The sequence below is a fragment of the Photorhabdus heterorhabditis genome (assembly GCF_001280945.1).
GTDB classification, from domain to species: domain Bacteria; phylum Pseudomonadota; class Gammaproteobacteria; order Enterobacterales; family Enterobacteriaceae; genus Photorhabdus; species Photorhabdus heterorhabditis.
On record NZ_LJCS01000017.1, the window covers coordinates 23,654 to 40,543 of the forward strand.

Below are 16,890 nucleotides of genomic sequence, written 5' to 3' on the forward strand. Positions count from 1 at the left end.
AAATTTATGTAAGTAACGATAGAAGGTACTGATGGGTAATTTTATATTTAATAATGCATTGATTTTAATTATAAAAAATTCAAGACTCCAACGATAACGCAAGCAACCCAATTGTTGAGGAGAATGGTGCAATAAAAAAGATAGCAAAGGATAAAGTGGGATTAAATTCCAGACAGCGGGTCTGCCCGCAGGCAGGCTTTTCAAACCTTCCAGGCCATATAAAGTAAACCAATTTATCCAGCGATTGACGGAAGAACGCCCGGCACAAAGGGTTCTGGCGACCTGTGAGACAGACTCACCGCGATGTAGCATCAACATGGACATGAATCTGCGTGCATAATTTTTATCCCGGGTGGTCTGAATAATTTTTTTCATCTGGCGTCGTTCATTGCGGGGTATCAGTGCTATGATAGGCATAACTCAGTCCTTTTAGTGGCTTGGGATTTTTTGCAATTGATCAGATCGCAAAAATTGGACTGAATTCCCTCCAAGTGATCTACTATTTTGAAAAGTTCTTTACTAAAGAACAATTGTAGAAATTCTGATATTCAGACAAAACGTTATATACCATTTCTTCTAACTTAGTTAATTTTTAGGAGTATTAATTATGTCTGTTTTACGTCTTGCTTACTATGAACTTTCCTCAGATCTGTTGCAGGGATTCCGTCAGGTAAAACAAGGATTGGAAGGTAGTCCATTAGGTTTACCAATTATCGAACTAGTCTATCTGCGTGTATCACAAATTAATGGCTGTTCATTCTGTTTAAATATGCATACCAAAGCATTACGTGAACATGGTGAGTCTGAGCGTCGCCTAGCAGAACTAGCAGGTTGGCGTGTCAGCTCTCAATTTACTTCCCGTGAAAAGGCGGCGCTCGCGTGGGCTGAATCACTGACGTATGTGATTAACACACACGCTGATGATAACGACTATCTACCCGTGAAAGAGCATTTCTCTGACAAAGAAATCTCTGATCTCACTTTTGCGATCGCTCTGATGAACGGAATGAATCGGCTTGCTGTAGGTATGCGCCAGTAGCAGCCATAAAAGGCTGTTAATGTTTGGTTTGTCACATTGACACATTATACTTGGATCTATTGAACCACCTATTACCTAGTGGTTTCAGGTACGATCCAAGTTTAACTTTAACTCGAATTCTGGATAAGCAATTGACGTGAAGTCTGTTCCAGGAGCCATGTTTTGGTGAACGCTGAAAACAGCTCCGGGGAGGAAAATGTCATGAACGCATCCAAACCTTTCATCCCGCAATGGGAACAATTTTGTCTCATTTACTCCGCCGATAAGGTCACATGTATCCCAGTGAAATCATGACAATTTTTCATCTGTCACATTACCGTGATTTTAAACATTTTTATCTAGAACATATTTGGAAATATCACCACAACGATTTTCCCGCCTTGCTCAGCTATCCTCGTTTGGTCAGTGTGGCCCCTTCCGTTTTGGTGCCACTATGCCCCTATCTGACTCAATGAAAAGGAAAACCAACAGGCATTGCTTTTATTGATTCCACCCGTTTGAGTGTCTGCTATAACATTCGCATTCCTCGACATAAGGTCTTTGCCGGGATAGAGAAGCGCGGAAAAAATTTAATGGGATGATGTGATGGACGTCCCCTTTTTCAGCGGTAAACAGTGCCATCTTTTTTTCCGATGCACTGAATTTCGGGAGAACAGCTCATGAATACGATCAACGTGGTTGGCATTGACCTTGCCAAAACATGATATGGATATGGATAAAGGAATTGCGGCACTGTCTCGCCAGCAACCGGGTTATGACCATTTGCTCACTATTCCCGGTGTCGGTCCCCTTATTGCGGCTGCTTTCGTGAGTGACGTCAGCGCATCTCAATTTGCCAATGGCCGGCAACTGTCTGCCTGGTGTGGTTTAATCCCCCGGCAACACAGTTCAGGCGGGAAAAATCGTCTCTTTTCCCTGAGCAAACACCGAGTTTGCAAACACTGATGAAAAAACGGCTATCGGCCCTGCGATAACCTGAGTAAAACCGAGGTAGTTACATACCGATGACGGATGATAAGGAAACAGGGTGCGGATGACATCATGGCGCGAGCAAATAAGCCCTTTATGACGCTGGATATATGGTCGCAAACCGTACCAATTTAGTGCTTGCATAATCGGGGCGTCCATATATGGTTTTACGGCTTCAAATTACACTTGGTTGTTAACCATCAGGGCGAAATTCTGGCGCTGAAAGTGACTGCCGGTAATGTGGATGATCGGGAACCTGTTCGCGAATTAACAACAGAATTAACGGGTTCACTTTACGGCGATAAAGGTTATCGCAGTCAGGAACTGGCAGACGATTTAGGCAAAACCGGTGTCACTTTCGTCACCCAAAAGCGCCGAAATATGAAAGCACGCCTGCTGGCTAGTGGGATAAGATAATGTTATCAAGGCGTTTTATCATCGAAACGATTAATGGGCAATTGAAAACCCTTTCTCAAATAGAGCATTCTCGCCACCGAAGTATAAAAGGATTTATGTTGACCGTTTTAGGTGGTTTGATTGCTTATTGTCTTAAATGGAAGAAGCCATCACTGAAAGTTCTCTATTAGGAAGGCGATTTTTCTGTGACGGTTTAAATAGAATTCGGGTTAATTACTCAGCAGCTTGAATTGTGAGTTTAACTTTAAAATAATAATAGGGATTTCTCTTTAGATTTAGTTCTGCTAGTAATTATGCTTTGTTACTCAGACGCAGCTAGATTTATCAAAACTTACAATAAATTGATTCTAGAGCAAAAGAGCAAATAGGAGGGTTTTAATGTCAATAAAAACAGGTCAGCGGATAACGTTGAACGAATCACAATCTTGGCTGACACTTTGCCTGCTTTGTTTACCAACCGCTGTGCTTGCTTTAGATATGAGTGCATTATACTTGGCTTTAGCGCACATAGCTGCCTCTCTAGACACTACGTCAGTAGAAGAACTGTGGATTTTAGACATCTATCCACTCATGATTGCAGGATTTCTCATGCTAATGGGAGGAATGAGTGATCGTTGGGGAAATCGTCGCGTCTTATTAATTGGGGGCAGTGCTTTCAGCTGTAGCTTCTATGTCACCAACCTCCTCTACGCTAATTATAGTAAGGGCAGCACTAGGCATTGCTGGTGCAACACTTATGCCAGCGACCCTTGGGCTGATAAGTGAGCTATTCCAAAATCCACACCAGCGTAGACGAGCAATTGCGATATGGACTGCTGCTTTCATGGCTGGATTTGCTCTTGGGCCAATAATAGGTGGCGCTTTATTGGAATTTTTTGGATGGGAAGCTATTTTTCTCTTAGCTGTTCCCGTAATACTCCCCTTGCTAATAGCTGGTCCGATAGTTTTTCCTAAAGGATTTAAGCTTGAAAACCAAAAACAATACGATTGGATTAGTAGTATACTTTTTCTTGCTACTATACTTCCGCTTGTTTATGGGTTTAAAGGACTTGTCAGTACTGAAATAAAGCTAAGTACTACTGTGGTTTTAGCGTGGGGGTTTATTGCCGGAGGAGTATTTGTTATTCGCCAACTTAAAGTCAATAACCCCCTTCTGGATCTTAAAATGATCCTATCTAATGCAGGGCTAGCGACTGCATTGATGATACTTTTATTGGGGCCTTCTATTATAGGAGGTTTAACTCTTTTTGTACCTCAATATCTCCAGCTGGCTTACGGATTAAGTCCTGTTGCTGCTGGCGCATCAATTGGACTGCTTATAGGAGCGCTTATATCTCCCACTCTTTCAAGGAAAATGAAAAGCAGTGGAGCAGTTATTGGGACAGGATTTCTCGTGATGTCAGTAGGTCTTGTTACTATAGCGCTTGGCGTTCAACTAGGCCCAGTGTGGGTGGTAGCAGGTATTGTTGCTGTGTATTTAGGATCAGGTCCTTTTGATGCACTAGGTACTGATATCGTGATTTCCTCAGCTCCCGAAGGCAAGAGTGCTTCAGCAGGTGCAGCAGCTGAAACAGCGACTGAACTTGGTATGGGGCTAGGTATAGCCCTTTTCGGTACACTAGGGACAGCTGTTTACCAACGAATTTTAACCGGAGGTCTTGCTAGTAGTGATATTAATAGTTCTATTGTAGAACATGCTGCGAACTCATTTTCTATCGCTATGGCAGAAGCCTCCACGTTGGGGGGAGTTAAAGGTGCTTATCTCAGAGAACAAGCAAGTGATGCCTTTGCGTCGGGTCTTGCTGTAGTTGCAGGTTCTACTGTAATACTTGCCATATTTTTATCCATAGTATCTTTTATTTTTCTTCGGAAAACGGCTTAAGCGAGTTTCCAAACGGAGAAGTATTGTGATACTAAAATTTTTAGCACCTCATAAGATTATTAATGGTATTAACTCTGTGTAAGCTTGGAGCTAGAACCATGATTGATGACGTATATTCGTGTATTGTCGCAGGGTTAATATAAATAGGAAGAAAACCATTCCCGTCATGGAAATGGTTTTCTTCACACTGTAATATTAAATACAAATTTGATCTTACTCAATTCAACAGATACAGGATCTAGCTGTAACTACACAAGATCCCTCGCCTGCAAGGATCAACCATTAGGTGGCAAAAAACTCCTGTAGCTTGAAAGGGAGAGCATGTGATGCGGTATATCTGCGTACTTTTGGAAGCAGATATTGTCAAGACACCTACCCCTCGTCTGGCAATGAAAGTTCTCGGTTTGATCGTGATACCGACTTACCACACAATAGAGCAGAGCATTTCTGTTCCACGCTAACCGATACCGTTTTAACCGGTACAACATTCAATTACGTTTTGTCTTCATCACGATAAACGTCACGAAAATTACGCGGCGTCACTTGTGTTGGCGCGAAGCGATTACCAAGTGACGCCGCCGGGCGGCCAATGTCCAGAGCACGTCAGGTCTGACTTTACGCCAGATTTGAACCACGCGTTACTCAAAGTCACCACGTTTCACGGGCATTTTTCTGCCTGAATCGACTTAATTAGTTTGTTTTTTAACCCGCGGCCTGACAACAGGCTTCGGCGCTGCGCATGATCCTAACGCAGGCTGGAAAACACAAGCTGGCCTCCATCGACAATGCGCGCTTGAACAACCGGGCACTGGGGATCGAAAATATCAGCCGTAAGGGAACAAAAACGGCACTGACTCCAGCAGAATTCAGAAAAGTTTTTCAGCAGGCCGAACAAAAAGATCGAAGCGTAGCGGCGGTCATGCAACTGGCGTATGTGCTGGGACTGCGCACCAAAGAAGCGGTGTAAGCCTATAAATCCTTAGCCACCTGGAAAAATGCGCTGGAAAATGGTCATACATCCGTAAGGGTAGTCTTTGGTACCAAAGGCGGGCGGCCCAGACAAACGACCATATCGGATCGGGATGCCTTACAACATGCTATAACCTACGCGGAACGAGAGCAGGCGGGGCACAATGGCAAACTGATTGATAAGCTAACGATCACTCAGACAATCGATCGTTACCGCTATATTGTCAGAAATACCGGACTAACGGGGAATAAAGCCCCGCACAGTATGCGCTATCATTTTGCCCAGCAATCCGGTGAACATTATAAAGCGCAGGGTTTTAGTGAACAGGAGACACTGGCGCTGGTCGCAATGGATTTGGGTCACGGTGACGGGCGTGGACGTTATATTAAGCAGATCTGTTACCAGAACGGAGAAACGGAATAGCCTTATTTTCCCTGATAAAAGGTAAATTATTTCGATTAATCGCTATCCTATTTGACAGTCAGCTATGAGCGAAAAACGGATTAATCGGCTCTGTAGTCAGCAATGGGTGTCAATGCCACAGAAACATTGTTGAGGGATAGCACTGTTCTGTATATATTGAATACATCTCATTGATATCCGAGGATATGTAACTAGGATGGCAACGGTAGGTTTAACCCAGTATCTGAAAGCTAAATGGAAAACCGTTCTTGCTATAACTACTGGTATTATTGCTCTTGCCACAGGATTTGTAACCCTTAACAATGTGAAGGACATAGTCCAATCTTGGATCTCTGCAAAAGAGAATATTTCTGTTATCAAAGCTCGCATGCAGCCCTTTCGTACCATGCCACACATCAAAGAGGGGCAAGATGAAGTATTCCTGATGATAGAAATCAGGAACTACGACACGTCTCCCATGATGATTGTCTCAGCTAATATTGATGTTCGAGGAAGCAATTTGGCTACCAAGGGTAATGCAGGCTGGCAATCAAGGTGCGCTTTTACCTCTGATGTGAATCGAAATGAGCCTCTGACAATCAAACCCGGTCAGACCCTGTGGGTTATGATCAGTCAATCAATTCTTCTTCCGGGGCTTAGTGAGCTTATGGACGGGCTTGATTTACAGAATATACATACCTTTCCACCAGAATCAGGCACAGGTATTCATGAAGTCTACTTTGTAGATATCCTGAATAAAGCCTTTGAAAAAAAGTATGGGAAAGATATTGAAATCGTTGCTAGCCTCTACACTGGAGTGGAGAAGACAAGGCATACTTTCTCTTTCTCTCTTATTCAGGGCAAAGACTTATTTTCTAAGGACGGCAGTCTACAGCACGATTGGTTCTTGGCGAAATGGGTGAGGCCGAATAGTCAGACTTACCATAAACTAAGCAGTGATTGTGAGTCCCGATTGTGAATCAAGTAGTAAAGTGATCCTTTCCCCGCTAAACAGCACTTCATGAGGTTAATAATGTCAGCCTCTGACACCAAACTGCCCGCAACAATAACCCCGTGCAGCGATGAGCAAAAAGCAGGTTTTAATACTAATTGCTTAGGTAAGCTCTTAAATCATTGAAGCCACTTGATTGACTTTATGATGTAGAGTGATGGCACGCAATCCTACTGGAACGTGTGTAAACAATGGAAATATCGCCCAGAAAAAGAACAGTCCAGCTATCACAAAGATGTATCCAGCAATAACGTTTGCATCGTACTTTCCAGAAATACCTTTTGTTTTACTTCGGTAGGCATAGCCAATAAATTTTCACGTTCGTATTGTCGTCGCCATTTCACAGGCCAATAGCGTAATGAGTATGCAACTCAATGGTAAGTGAGGAATGCAGTGCGCCTGAGCGAACAGCATGTGTCTCTTTAGTTTCAGTCATGGTACATTCTCTCTGTGACATAAGGATATCGCTGAGATAGTTGCGTTATCAGCCTGTGACTACAATTCAAAACTCTTTTTTGCTCACCCCAAAAACCTGATTGGCATCCCATAACCATAATGATTAGACTCTAATCACTGTATGTTTTTCGAACCATGATCAGACTCTAATCACTGTATGTTTTTTGCACTATGATTAGGCCCTAATCACTGTATATTTTTCGCACCATGTACTCATAGTGATATGGTGAACATCGCATCCACTTATTTATTCTTCATAAAATTCTGCCGGATTTCAGCAATCACTTTTTTCATCACGGCAGGATTGGCCTTTCTTTGCGCCTCTGGCAAAGCAGGTCTGTCTTTCTGACGGCTGACAGGCACAGGCTTTTTCATACCGGGGTTTTCCTCCTGATTTGCTGTACCGGAGCTTCTCAACGCCCCCTGTCTGGCACGTTTCATCAGCGTCAGGAGGTAACCCACCGGATTTTTTAACGAGCCATTTTCCAGTGGGGCACGCAGACTCTCCAACACCAAATGCCTCTGAGCAGGCGGAAGTGCCTGGAGCTGTTCTGTCAGCATGCTGATATCGTCATTAGAGAGTTGCTTGCTTAACATCGTGGGCAACAGAGGCTTATCCATCGGGTCGTCCCCATCCGATGGAGCTACGTACGTATTTTTATTCACACTCTGTGTGAAATGACGTACGTAACCGTTCGGTTGCCGAACTCTGTCATAACCCTTTGATTTCAGGCTGAGTTCGGTTTCCGAATTCGGGTTATCACCTCCTGTTCCTGTACTGAATTCGTATCCCGAACCCGGTCTGTTCCGACCTTTTTGATTAAGTTCGGTTTCCGAACCCGGTAAACATGCAGTCTGTAGCGCCGCCATTTGCTGCGGCGTTTGTACCTGACCTAACCGATTTTCCAGTAACTCAATACGGGAACGGCGATGGCGCATCATCGGATCATCCTTAATTTCCATCAATACCGCCCAGGCAGTCTGACTCATGGCCCGATTCTTGTGACGACATGCCTCACCCACCGTGTCCAGCCAACTCGGATCGAGTGCTTCAGCATCATGAAATGTCAGAGACTCATCATGCTGGGCATAGATGTTTCCTCTAACACGCCCCTTTTCATCTCTGACGCGTTTGCACAAACTTAGCCAGCCGGTTATTCGTAACATCAACAATACCCGGCTGACGGTTTCCCGGGAGGCTTTACCGCTGTGTGGAGAGGCCAGTTGCAATTGCAGTTCATCATAGGTAGGGAAGACCGCCCCCGTATTTTGCTGCGCATACAGTCGTATCATTATCCAGGCCATCTTATCGAGCGGAGATAATCGGGTATCCAGCATTAACTGACGAGGCATAGCACCATGCATGTTCCCCAGATATAACAGCCTACTACGCAACTGTTTTTTCTCATCCCTCTCAGTTTGCGCTGTCAGTCTTGTATTCATTTGCTCTAACGTAAAAGCAATCAGACTATCGGGAGACAAAGAAGCTTTCCGTGCGTTATTTCCAGATTTCATTGTTGTACCGCTCATGTGTCATCATTTCCCAGTCTTGTCCCCCCATTTCTTCGGCTAACTCGAATGCCAACCGGAATGCCATATCCTGTAGATGTATCAAGCCACTCTTATGGGCATAAGGTCCCTGAGGTGCAGCCGGAAGTTGTTGCATCAATTCAACATACTCATGTAACGGGGCCAGCCACAGAGACTGATAGTGTGTTTGGGGTAATGCACTATTGTCCCATAGAGACTGTAAACACTGTCGGCGCCGGGAAGTATCCAGCAACAGCCTAGACTCAGACGGCAAAAAGTAGCCTGCTTTGACCGTCTCTGAGATGGAGGTGGGTTTTGGTTGTGGAAGTGACTTTTTTCCTGCGGATGTTCCCGCCAGCAGGATTTTAATTTTTTTAAACACGATTAATCTCCCTTTTTTCCAAAAATCTTAATACATCCTCTGGCAGGGACAAGGCAAAACTCTTTTCCCGGTAATAAAAATTAATCGATGACAATAGCACGCAATGATTCAAACGTTTCCAATTCAGTCACGGGTAAACGAAGTGTGTATCTGGTTCTTTCGTTAAGTCAGTCATGACAAGTAAAAAAGGCAAGAATTTTATTCAATGATGGCTCATGCAAGAAAGGATTAAAGAGGAAAATAGAATGTGTCCAGTGTATTTGGAAGCACTATCGATTCAGACCAAAACGTGTCAGGGATGAACAAAATAACCTCAGTCTGTAGTGGTCTAATATTCCCGGACACATCCAAAGCCTGTTAATGTTACAACAATCGATTGAGGTGTAATGCATGAACAATCATCAAACTAAACATCGCTTCTCCACGGAATTCAAATTGGAAGCGATTACACAAGTTATTACACACCGGCAACGTATGCCTGATGTGGCCCGGGTTCTCGAACTCGACCCTAGCACCTTGCGCAAGTAGATAAAACAATATCAGGCCGAACTGAACGGGATTACCCCTTCCGGTATCGCGCTAACGCCTGAACAACAGAGCATTAAAGCGCTGGAAGCCCAGGTCAGGAGTCTGGAAATGGAGAAAGCCATTTTAAAGCAGGCTGCCATGTTGATGAGCGAGATACCCGGCAAGTTTACTCTTTAATCACATGGCTAAGTCGGCGTTGGTCGGTTACTGACCTTTGTCGTCTCTTGAATGTTTCCCGTAGTGCTTATTATGTCGGGAGCCGGAAAGTGATTGATGATAGCCGACTGAAAATTAAGGTGCGGCTCAGGGAACTGTACTCGGCCAGCCGTGGGACGGCGGGGAGTCGCACGTTAATGCACCAACTGAGAGAAGCCGGTATTCCGGTAGGTCGCTGGAAGGTGCGTCGTTTGATGAAAGAGTGCAGTCTGACAAGTCGCCAACCGGGGGGACATCGTTATCGGATTTGCCCTGAGGAATCAGTGGCGTCACCGAACCGGGTAAGACGTGAATTTTTATCCCACGGGAACCGAATACCCCTTTGGTGCGGAGATATCGGCTATACTTTCCTGCGCCCCGCAATGGTTTTTAAATTGATGAAGCGAGGAAGTAGAGATGGACAGTATGACCGAGAATAGTAAGATTGCGCATATGCGGGCGTTATTTAATTTGGCGATAAAAGAAAGAATACTGCCCTAGGAGGAAAACCCCTTTAATGGTGTCGTGGTTAATGTGAACAAGAAGAAAAAGAAAACATTAACCAAAAAACAACTGACAACCTTGTATCTCACGATGGGGCAATTTGAAGAGCGGGAGCGACAGGCAGGGGATAACCATCGTGCCCGCTGTGCATTATATCCGACCTGGTACTGGCTGACGGTACTGGATACGTTGCGTTATACCGGGATGCGGCAAAATCAGTTATTACATATCCGGTTGGGGGATATTGACCTGCATGAGCGTCGGATTATTCTTTGCTCCGAGGGGAGTAAGAACCATTATGAACATCAGGTGCCAGTGGTGAAATGGCTGTATCCGCGACTGGAGATTTTGCTGGAACGTGCTCAGGCTGCTGGGGCAAAATTGAGTGATCCCCTGTTTTGTGTGAACTATTTTACCACCAAAATAGACAGAGGAAGTGAGACCGACCAGTTACAGACGATAAAATCATTCTTTCGGCGCTTATCAAAGGAGTGTGGATTTGATGTGGACCCACACCGTTTCCGGCATACATTGGCAACTGAACTGATAATTCATTGATTTTGGTTTGGATGGCTTGACAGTTGCAATAGAACTTGTAAGTATTGCGCTCGAACGAGAAAGGACATCTGATTTCTCAGATATCCTAACACTATAACCTTTATACTTATATCTAAGTGGCGCAAAACCGATCAATCTACAGTTATGCATTTTCAGGTTCCGGTATCGAACGCTCATTGAGCTTTTTATCTCTCAATCAACGCACTTTGAATTGGTGCCCGGAGGCGGAATCGAACCACCGACACGAGGATTTTCAATCCTCTGCTCTACCGACTGAGCTATCCGGGCAACGGGGCGCATTAAACCGTATTTGGTAGAACTCGTCAATAGATTTCTTCTGAAATAGTAATTTATGCCCTAAAATTAGTCTGTTGGCTAAAAATATAAGCAAATAATAACGGAGAGTAGAAAAACTGCTCTCCGTTATTATTTCACTGTCTTAACATTTTAATATTCTAATGATGGTAACTTTTCTGGGCCTTATTTACTTTCATCAGATAGCGGCGTGATTCTACCGATGGATGTTTGGTCGTTAAGGTTTCATAAACATCACCCGGTGCCATGCTATTAATGATTTGAGCTGCTTTTTTCTTATCGTTGGAGAATACCCGTAATACACTGCCAGCACCGCCATTGTAAGCTGTTATTACCGCGTAACGGCGAGATGTTGCGTTAATGATGCCATTCAGGTAGCTGTTTTGTAATATCGATAAATATGCAGTACCAGCATCAATATTATTTTCTGGGTCAAACAGATAACTGCGGCTTGGTTGTCCTGATTTGCCTTTCATTTTAAAGACATCACGGCCAGCGGTATATTGCATAACTTGCATCAGCCCAAGTGCATCAGAACGGCTGACAGCATACGGGTTAAAGCTGGATTCTATTTGCATAATTGCCAGAATCAGGGATTCATCCACACCATATTTGATGGAAGCTTGACGAACCAGCGGCAGATATTTATGTGCACGTTTATCCAGATGGTTCGGCACCAATTGCATAGTGACAGACCAGATTATATGTAAACCAGACTGGCGTTTCTGTAATTTATTGGTAATCAGGTAATCTGCAAAATGTGTTGCCCGCCATTCCCAACGGATCGGCTGACCGTTATTGTCCATAACCTGCCCGTAAAGGAATGGTTCTTTACTGATCTGAATATCGTTAGTATCAGAATAGAGATCAACTGAACCTGGATCATCACCCATTAATAAGGTAGAGATAATCGCTTGGCGCAAATGTGCTGTTGATTCAGTCGGAGAAATTGTTTCAATGGTGATCGTCCCAGCTTCAAAATTGATATGGCTGCGGGTCTGGTATTGATCGGTATATTTAACGTAATCTTTTGGGCCTGCAATTAATACTTCGTGCAATCCCCAAATGTTCTCGATGTTGTGAGCGAACTGGCCCATCAAAATATCAAAGCCGTTGGTATCTTTTATATATTTTTCGTTGTATTCGATATTTTTGGTGTTGGTACAGGAAACGAGAAGTGGGGCAATAACAAACAGAGCTAACAATTTTTTCATCTTACATTGCCATCTGGTGTTGAATACAACATCAGAGCCAGCGGCTCTGATGAAATCTATTGGGTATATATTATTTTTCCAGTGGGGTATATCCATCAATTTGAATATCATGACCTTCGAACAGAAATTTAGCCATTTCCTGTTCAAGTAATTTACGATCTTCCGGGTTCATGGTGTTAAGCTTTTTCTCATTGATTAGCATGGTTTGTTTGCTCATCCACTGTCCCCATGCTTCTTTGGAAATTTCATTGAAAATGCGTTTGCCTAACTCTCCTGGATAAAGCTGAAAATCCAGTCCCTCGGCTTCGCGTTGTAAGAAAGTACAAAAAACAGTTCTGCTCATAATAAATCCTCAAATATAGCGAGTATGGGATTCAGCCCAGTTGTTGCAACAGATATTCAACTGGAGCTGCCAACCCAACAGTCGCGGGTTGCTGTAAGTTATACCAAAGTCCTTTATTTTCATCCATGCAGGCAACAAAAGATAAAATATTTATTTTTATCGGTACGATATCCAGATGAAAATGGCTGAATGTATGGCGGAATGCGGTGAGTTGCTCATGCTTGCTGTGAGAAATACCTGATTGTTCCAGCCAGCCATTCAGTGAATCTATACTTTCAAACTGAGGAAACGCAAATAACCCCCCCCAGATCCCGGTTGGGGGGCGCTGTTCCAGCCAGACCGAATCGTTATGTTGCATCAGCAGGAAATAAGCTGTTTTTTCAGGAATGCGCTGTTTAGGTTTTTTACCCGGGTATTTTGTCCAGCTATGGTTCGCATAAGCGATACATCCTTGCTTCAACGGGCAGATTTCGCATTTTGGTTTACTGCGGGTACAAACCATTGCCCCTAAATCCATCATTGCCTGATTAAAGTATTCCACTTCTTTTGCCGGTGTTACATTAGCACTGATTTGCCAAAGGCTGTTTTCAACCTCTTTTTTACCCGGCCAGCCTTCCACAGCGTAACAGCGAGCCAGTACTCGTTTAACATTGCCATCAAGAATAGGGAAATGTTTACCCTGAGAAAGTGAAAGGATTGCACCTGCTGTTGAACGACCGACACCAGGTAAGGCAACGACATCATCAAATGTTGTCGGGAATTTGCCATGATGTCGTTCCACGATTTGTTGTGCTGCTTTATGTAAGTTGCGGGCACGAGCGTAGTAACCAAGGCCAGTCCATAAATGAAGGACTTCATCAAGCGGCGCGGCGGCGAGTGAAGTCACATCAGGAAAACGTGAAATGAAACGCTGAAAATAGGGAATGACTGTTGCAACTTGAGTTTGTTGTAACATCACTTCTGAAAGCCAGACGTGATAAGACGTCTTTTCTAGTTGCCAAGGCAGGGTTTTACGACCGTAAAGGTAGTACCAATCTAGTACCACTTTGGCGAATTGCTTTGCTTCTATCATTAGGATAATTATCTTCAGGGAAAATCAGTGTTTAGTGAACAAGATTGCAACATAGTGTAACCTCGCTGTAAACCGGAACTTTGTTTTCGTGGTATTGCGCAATTTGGGATTAAAATTGTACTTGTAACTTCTGGGCTTGCTAAAATCGTCTATCTTTGGATAATGCGCTCTCTTTAGGTGGTTTGCCAGTAAAGCAGCCATGAATTCCTGAATAAATGCCGTTAAAACTGACAGAAATACTATGATAAATAACGTAATTTCACCAGAATTTGATGAGAATGGCAGGGCACTGCGTCGTGTCCGGAGTTTTGTTCGCCGTCAGGGTCGGTTAACTAATCGTCAGCAACAAGCACTTGATAATCTTTGGCCCAAAATAGGCGTTGAATACCAGGCAGAAAAGCTGGATATGGGGGCGCTTTTTGGGCGTGACGCTGCCATTGTGTTGGAAATTGGCTTTGGCATGGGAGCCTCTCTTGTCACGATGGCAAACCAGAATCCTGAAAAAAATTTTCTCGGAATTGAAGTACATATGCCTGGTGTCGGTGCTTGCCTGGCTTCCGCTGAAAATGAAGAAATCCGCAATTTGCGGGTGATGTGTCATGATGCTATTGAAGTGCTGGAGAATATGATCCCAGATAACAGTCTGGAAATGGTACAGCTTTTCTTTCCAGATCCGTGGCATAAAGCACGTCATAATAAACGCAGGATTGTACAGCCACTATTTGCTGAATTGATAAGAAGCAAATTAAAAGTGGGGGGTGTATTCCATATGGCGACTGACTGGCAGCCATATGCTGAACATATGTTGGAAGTGATGAATAGCGTGGATAATTATCTTAATTTGTCTGAAAATAGTGATTATGTGCCGCGTCCATCTTCGCGCCCGGTAACCAAATTTGAATTGCGCGGTCAGCGGTTGGGGCATGGCGTGTGGGATATAATGTTTAAGAGGGTTAAGTAATGGTTAAAAACCGCAGTCGTCGTTTGCGTAAAAAGATGCACATTGACGAATTCAAAGAATTGGGCTTTTCTGTTAAGTGGAGCTTTCCATCTAACACGCCTGTTGATGTTATCGACAGTACCGTTGATGCATTTATTGATGAGTTAATTGAATCTAATGGTTTAGCATTGGATGCTAGTGGTTATTTGCATTGGGAAGGTTTAATCTGCCTGCAAAAAATTGGTATGTGTACAGAAGAACATCGCCAATTAGTTGAGAAGTGGCTAAAGGATCGTGGTATGGAAGATGTCATGACTTCTGAATTGTTTGACGTTTGGTGGGATTGATTAATATATCGCTGTAAAATAGCCTGAATGAATAACAACAGGGGTACCTATTAGTTTTTGGGTGCCCTTGTCTGGAGTAAAATCAGTGAGTAGTACAACGTTCTCTAACACGTTATTGTCGGATATTTTGCGACAAGTTCGCCCCCTGATTGGCCAAGGGAAAGTGGCAAATTACATTCCTGCATTAGCGGAAGTTCCCGCTGATAACCTGGCAATAGCTATCTGCACCATTGATGGGCAAATATTTCAAGCTGGGGATGCTGAGAAGCGTTTTTCGATTCAATCTATTTCCAAGATATTTAGTCTGACTTTAGCGATGACGCGTTATCAGGAACAGGAAATTTGGCAGCGGGTCGGGCAGGAACCTTCCGGTCAACCATTTAACTCATTAGTTCAGTTGGAACTGGAAAAAGGTAAACCTCGTAACCCTTTTATTAATGCGGGTGCATTAATTGTGTGTGACATGTTGCAGTCGCGGTTGAGTGCACCTAAACAGCGTATGCTGGAAGTTGTACGCAAACTTGCTGGTTGTTCTGACATTTGTTATGACAACAAAGTTGCTCGTTCTGAAATGGAACATTCTCACCGGAATGCCGCGATTGCCTATTTGATGAAATCTTTCGGTAATTTCGATAATGATGTGCTCGCTGTGTTGCAAACTTATTTCCATTATTGTGCTTTAAAAATGAACTGTATTGAACTTGCCAGATGTTTCGTTTATTTGGCGAATCAGGGGAGTACGATTGGTTCTGAGCAGCAGATTTTAAGCCCTCGCCAGACCCGGCAGATTAATGCATTAATGATGACCTGCGGTATGTATGATGGTTCAGGTGAATTTGCATTCAGAATTGGTATGCCAGGAAAATCGGGTGTTGGTGGTGGAATTGTGTGTATCGTGCCGGGAGAGTTTACTGTTGCTGTTTGGTCACCAGAGTTAGATCGTTCGGGGAACTCTTTAGCCGGTTGTGCTGCCTTAGAATTATTAGCCGATCGTATAGGTCGATCTGTTTTTTAACGTTCAGGTGGTTTTCTGAGGAGAAAATATGTTACGCAAAACTATCATTGCAGTCTCTTTGCTATTTGTTGCTCAAGCCCAGGCACGTTATGAATGCCAGGTAAACCCACAGAATGACATTATTATCACGCCTAAATCAGTTCAGGTTGTGGGAGCAAGTGGCAATCTCCAGATTTCACCTGATGGCTCGATTATCCGTGACGGTAAGCACCTGAACTTAAATACTGAGCAGCGTCAGAAAGCCCGACGTTATCAGCAGGCTTTACGGCAGGATTTACCCTGGATAAAGCAAGAGACAAGCAAGCATTTGATAACTGCCCGTAAATCTCTAGACAAAGTTGTGGTTGATACTATGGGTAAGGATAGCAATATGCGTAACCGATTGTCTGAACTCGAATCAGGGCTGAATAAGCAGATAGACCAGATTATTGAAATCCGTTCGGATGGTATGGCATTCCATCATCAGGCGATTAAGCAAGTTGAAAAAGATAGCCGTAGCTTAATTGAACAAAGCCTTGGTGGGGTTTTGCAGGACAGCATTAATGAAATTGGTAATAAACAGTTCAGTCTGAACGGTGATAATAATCAGGCACTACAATCTCTGCTGGGTAGTTTAGGTGGATTGCAGAATAATTTGAAAGCTGAATGGAAAGTACAAGAAGAAGATTTCCAGCGTTTTGGTAAAAAGGTTTGCGGTAAAGTGAGTACTCTTGAACAACAACGAATTGAATTACTTAACTCTATTAAATAATCATTAATAATGACAAATAAGAATCAATTTGAAATTGATTCTTATTTGT

The 16,890-nt window shown here is 43.5% G+C and carries 18 protein-coding genes, 1 tRNA gene and 5 pseudogenes; 16 read left to right on the top strand and 8 right to left on the bottom strand.

Annotated elements, in window-relative coordinates; genetic code table 11:
• Positions 1-3: 3 nt before the first annotated feature.
• A pseudogene (locus AM629_RS08245) lies at positions 4-417 on the bottom strand (helix-turn-helix domain-containing protein); the annotation flags it as partial.
• A 190-nt stretch (positions 418-607) separates the two neighbouring features.
• Between AM629_RS08245 and AM629_RS08250 the strand changes: the two are divergent.
• From AM629_RS08250 to AM629_RS08280, 9 genes and pseudogenes are all read left to right on the top strand, one after another.
• Positions 608-1,039: a carboxymuconolactone decarboxylase family protein gene (locus AM629_RS08250; RefSeq protein ID WP_054477914.1), complete on the top strand. Its 432-nt coding sequence runs from the start codon at positions 608-610 to the stop codon at positions 1,037-1,039.
• 201 nt (positions 1,040-1,240) lie between these two features.
• Positions 1,241-1,617 (top strand): annotated as a pseudogene (locus tag AM629_RS22035) (transposase); the annotation flags it as partial.
• Positions 1,618-1,801: 184 nt separating this feature from the next.
• A pseudogene (locus AM629_RS08255) lies at positions 1,802-1,963 on the top strand (transposase); the annotation flags it as partial.
• Positions 1,964-2,170: 207 nt separating this feature from the next.
• A pseudogene (locus tag AM629_RS08260) lies at positions 2,171-2,595 on the top strand (IS982 family transposase); the annotation flags it as partial.
• 208 nt (positions 2,596-2,803) lie between these two features.
• Positions 2,804-3,190, top strand: coding sequence for a hypothetical protein (locus tag AM629_RS24345; protein ID WP_054477918.1), 387 nt, complete (start codon positions 2,804-2,806; stop codon positions 3,188-3,190).
• Positions 3,096-4,307: an MFS transporter gene (locus tag AM629_RS08270; RefSeq protein ID WP_200905759.1), complete on the top strand. Its 1,212-nt coding sequence runs from the start codon at positions 3,096-3,098 to the stop codon at positions 4,305-4,307. The genes AM629_RS24345 and AM629_RS08270 overlap by 95 nt, the downstream gene beginning before the upstream one ends.
• 326 nt (positions 4,308-4,633) lie before the next feature.
• On the top strand, positions 4,634-4,768 hold the full coding sequence (locus AM629_RS24975; protein WP_262499882.1) for a hypothetical protein: 135 nt from the start codon (positions 4,634-4,636) through the stop codon (positions 4,766-4,768).
• Between the two features lie 260 nt (positions 4,769-5,028).
• Positions 5,029-5,700 (top strand): annotated as a pseudogene (locus AM629_RS08275) (integrase domain-containing protein); the annotation flags it as partial.
• Between the two features lie 196 nt (positions 5,701-5,896).
• The gene (locus AM629_RS08280; protein ID WP_054477922.1) at positions 5,897-6,658 is read left to right on the top strand and encodes a hypothetical protein; all 762 of its coding nucleotides are present in this window, start codon (positions 5,897-5,899) and stop codon (positions 6,656-6,658) included.
• 373 nt (positions 6,659-7,031) lie between these two features.
• Here AM629_RS08280 and AM629_RS24530 read toward each other — a convergent pair whose 3' ends face one another.
• The 3 genes from AM629_RS24530 to AM629_RS08290 form a co-directional block, all read right to left on the bottom strand.
• Positions 7,032-7,127, bottom strand: a complete 96-nt coding sequence (locus AM629_RS24530; protein WP_223178566.1) for a TIGR03761 family integrating conjugative element protein — start codon at positions 7,125-7,127, stop codon at positions 7,032-7,034.
• A 263-nt stretch (positions 7,128-7,390) separates the two neighbouring features.
• Positions 7,391-8,677, bottom strand: coding sequence for an STY4528 family pathogenicity island replication protein (locus AM629_RS08285; RefSeq protein WP_054477924.1), 1,287 nt, complete (start codon positions 8,675-8,677; stop codon positions 7,391-7,393).
• Complete coding sequence (locus AM629_RS08290) at positions 8,646-9,059, bottom strand: TraI domain-containing protein (RefSeq protein ID WP_054477925.1); 414 nt, start codon at positions 9,057-9,059, stop codon at positions 8,646-8,648. The genes AM629_RS08285 and AM629_RS08290 overlap by 32 nt, the downstream gene beginning before the upstream one ends.
• A gap of 390 nt (positions 9,060-9,449) precedes the next feature.
• Here AM629_RS08290 and AM629_RS25220 point away from each other — a divergent pair, with 390 nt between their 5' ends.
• The 3 genes from AM629_RS25220 (at position 9,450) to AM629_RS08300 (ending at position 10,844) form a co-directional block, all read left to right on the top strand.
• Entirely contained in the window at positions 9,450-9,587 is a 138-nt protein-coding gene (locus AM629_RS25220) for a transposase (RefSeq protein WP_072161844.1), read from the top strand.
• Positions 9,588-9,853: 266 nt separating this feature from the next.
• The gene (locus AM629_RS22050; protein ID WP_072161845.1) at positions 9,854-10,222 is read left to right on the top strand and encodes an IS3 family transposase; all 369 of its coding nucleotides are present in this window, start codon (positions 9,854-9,856) and stop codon (positions 10,220-10,222) included.
• Positions 10,223-10,316: 94 nt separating this feature from the next.
• The gene (locus AM629_RS08300; RefSeq protein WP_235525429.1) at positions 10,317-10,844 is read left to right on the top strand and encodes a site-specific integrase; all 528 of its coding nucleotides are present in this window, start codon (positions 10,317-10,319) and stop codon (positions 10,842-10,844) included.
• 212 nt (positions 10,845-11,056) lie between these two features.
• On the opposite strand, the gene AM629_RS08305 is transcribed toward AM629_RS08300, so the two are convergent.
• The 4 genes from AM629_RS08305 to mutY all read right to left on the bottom strand — a co-directional run bounded on the left by AM629_RS08305 (position 11,057) and on the right by mutY (position 13,788).
• Positions 11,057-11,132 (bottom strand) — tRNA-Phe (locus tag AM629_RS08305).
• A 167-nt stretch (positions 11,133-11,299) separates the two neighbouring features.
• Positions 11,300-12,373, bottom strand: a complete 1,074-nt coding sequence (mltC, locus tag AM629_RS08310) for a membrane-bound lytic murein transglycosylase MltC (RefSeq protein WP_054477927.1) — start codon at positions 12,371-12,373, stop codon at positions 11,300-11,302.
• Between the two features lie 70 nt (positions 12,374-12,443).
• Positions 12,444-12,716 (bottom strand): oxidative damage protection protein, encoded by a 273-nt coding sequence (locus tag AM629_RS08315; protein WP_054477928.1) that lies wholly within the window; start codon positions 12,714-12,716, stop codon positions 12,444-12,446.
• A gap of 31 nt (positions 12,717-12,747) precedes the next feature.
• Positions 12,748-13,788, bottom strand: a complete 1,041-nt coding sequence (mutY, locus tag AM629_RS08320) for an A/G-specific adenine glycosylase (RefSeq protein ID WP_054477930.1) — start codon at positions 13,786-13,788, stop codon at positions 12,748-12,750.
• Positions 13,789-14,029: 241 nt separating this feature from the next.
• Here mutY and trmB point away from each other — a divergent pair, with 241 nt between their 5' ends.
• The 4 genes from trmB to AM629_RS08340 all read left to right on the top strand — a co-directional run bounded on the left by trmB (position 14,030) and on the right by AM629_RS08340 (position 16,841).
• Complete coding sequence (gene trmB / locus AM629_RS08325) at positions 14,030-14,749, top strand: tRNA (guanosine(46)-N7)-methyltransferase TrmB (protein WP_054477931.1); 720 nt, start codon at positions 14,030-14,032, stop codon at positions 14,747-14,749.
• Positions 14,749-15,075, top strand: coding sequence for a YggL family protein (locus AM629_RS08330; RefSeq protein ID WP_054477933.1), 327 nt, complete (start codon positions 14,749-14,751; stop codon positions 15,073-15,075). The genes trmB and AM629_RS08330 overlap by 1 nt, the downstream gene beginning before the upstream one ends.
• 85 nt (positions 15,076-15,160) lie before the next feature.
• Positions 15,161-16,090, top strand: a complete 930-nt coding sequence (gene glsB, locus AM629_RS08335) for a glutaminase B (protein WP_149615994.1) — start codon at positions 15,161-15,163, stop codon at positions 16,088-16,090.
• A 28-nt stretch (positions 16,091-16,118) separates the two neighbouring features.
• Entirely contained in the window at positions 16,119-16,841 is a 723-nt protein-coding gene (locus tag AM629_RS08340; RefSeq protein WP_054477935.1) for a YggN family protein, read from the top strand.
• The last annotated feature ends 49 nt before the right edge of the window (positions 16,842-16,890 follow it).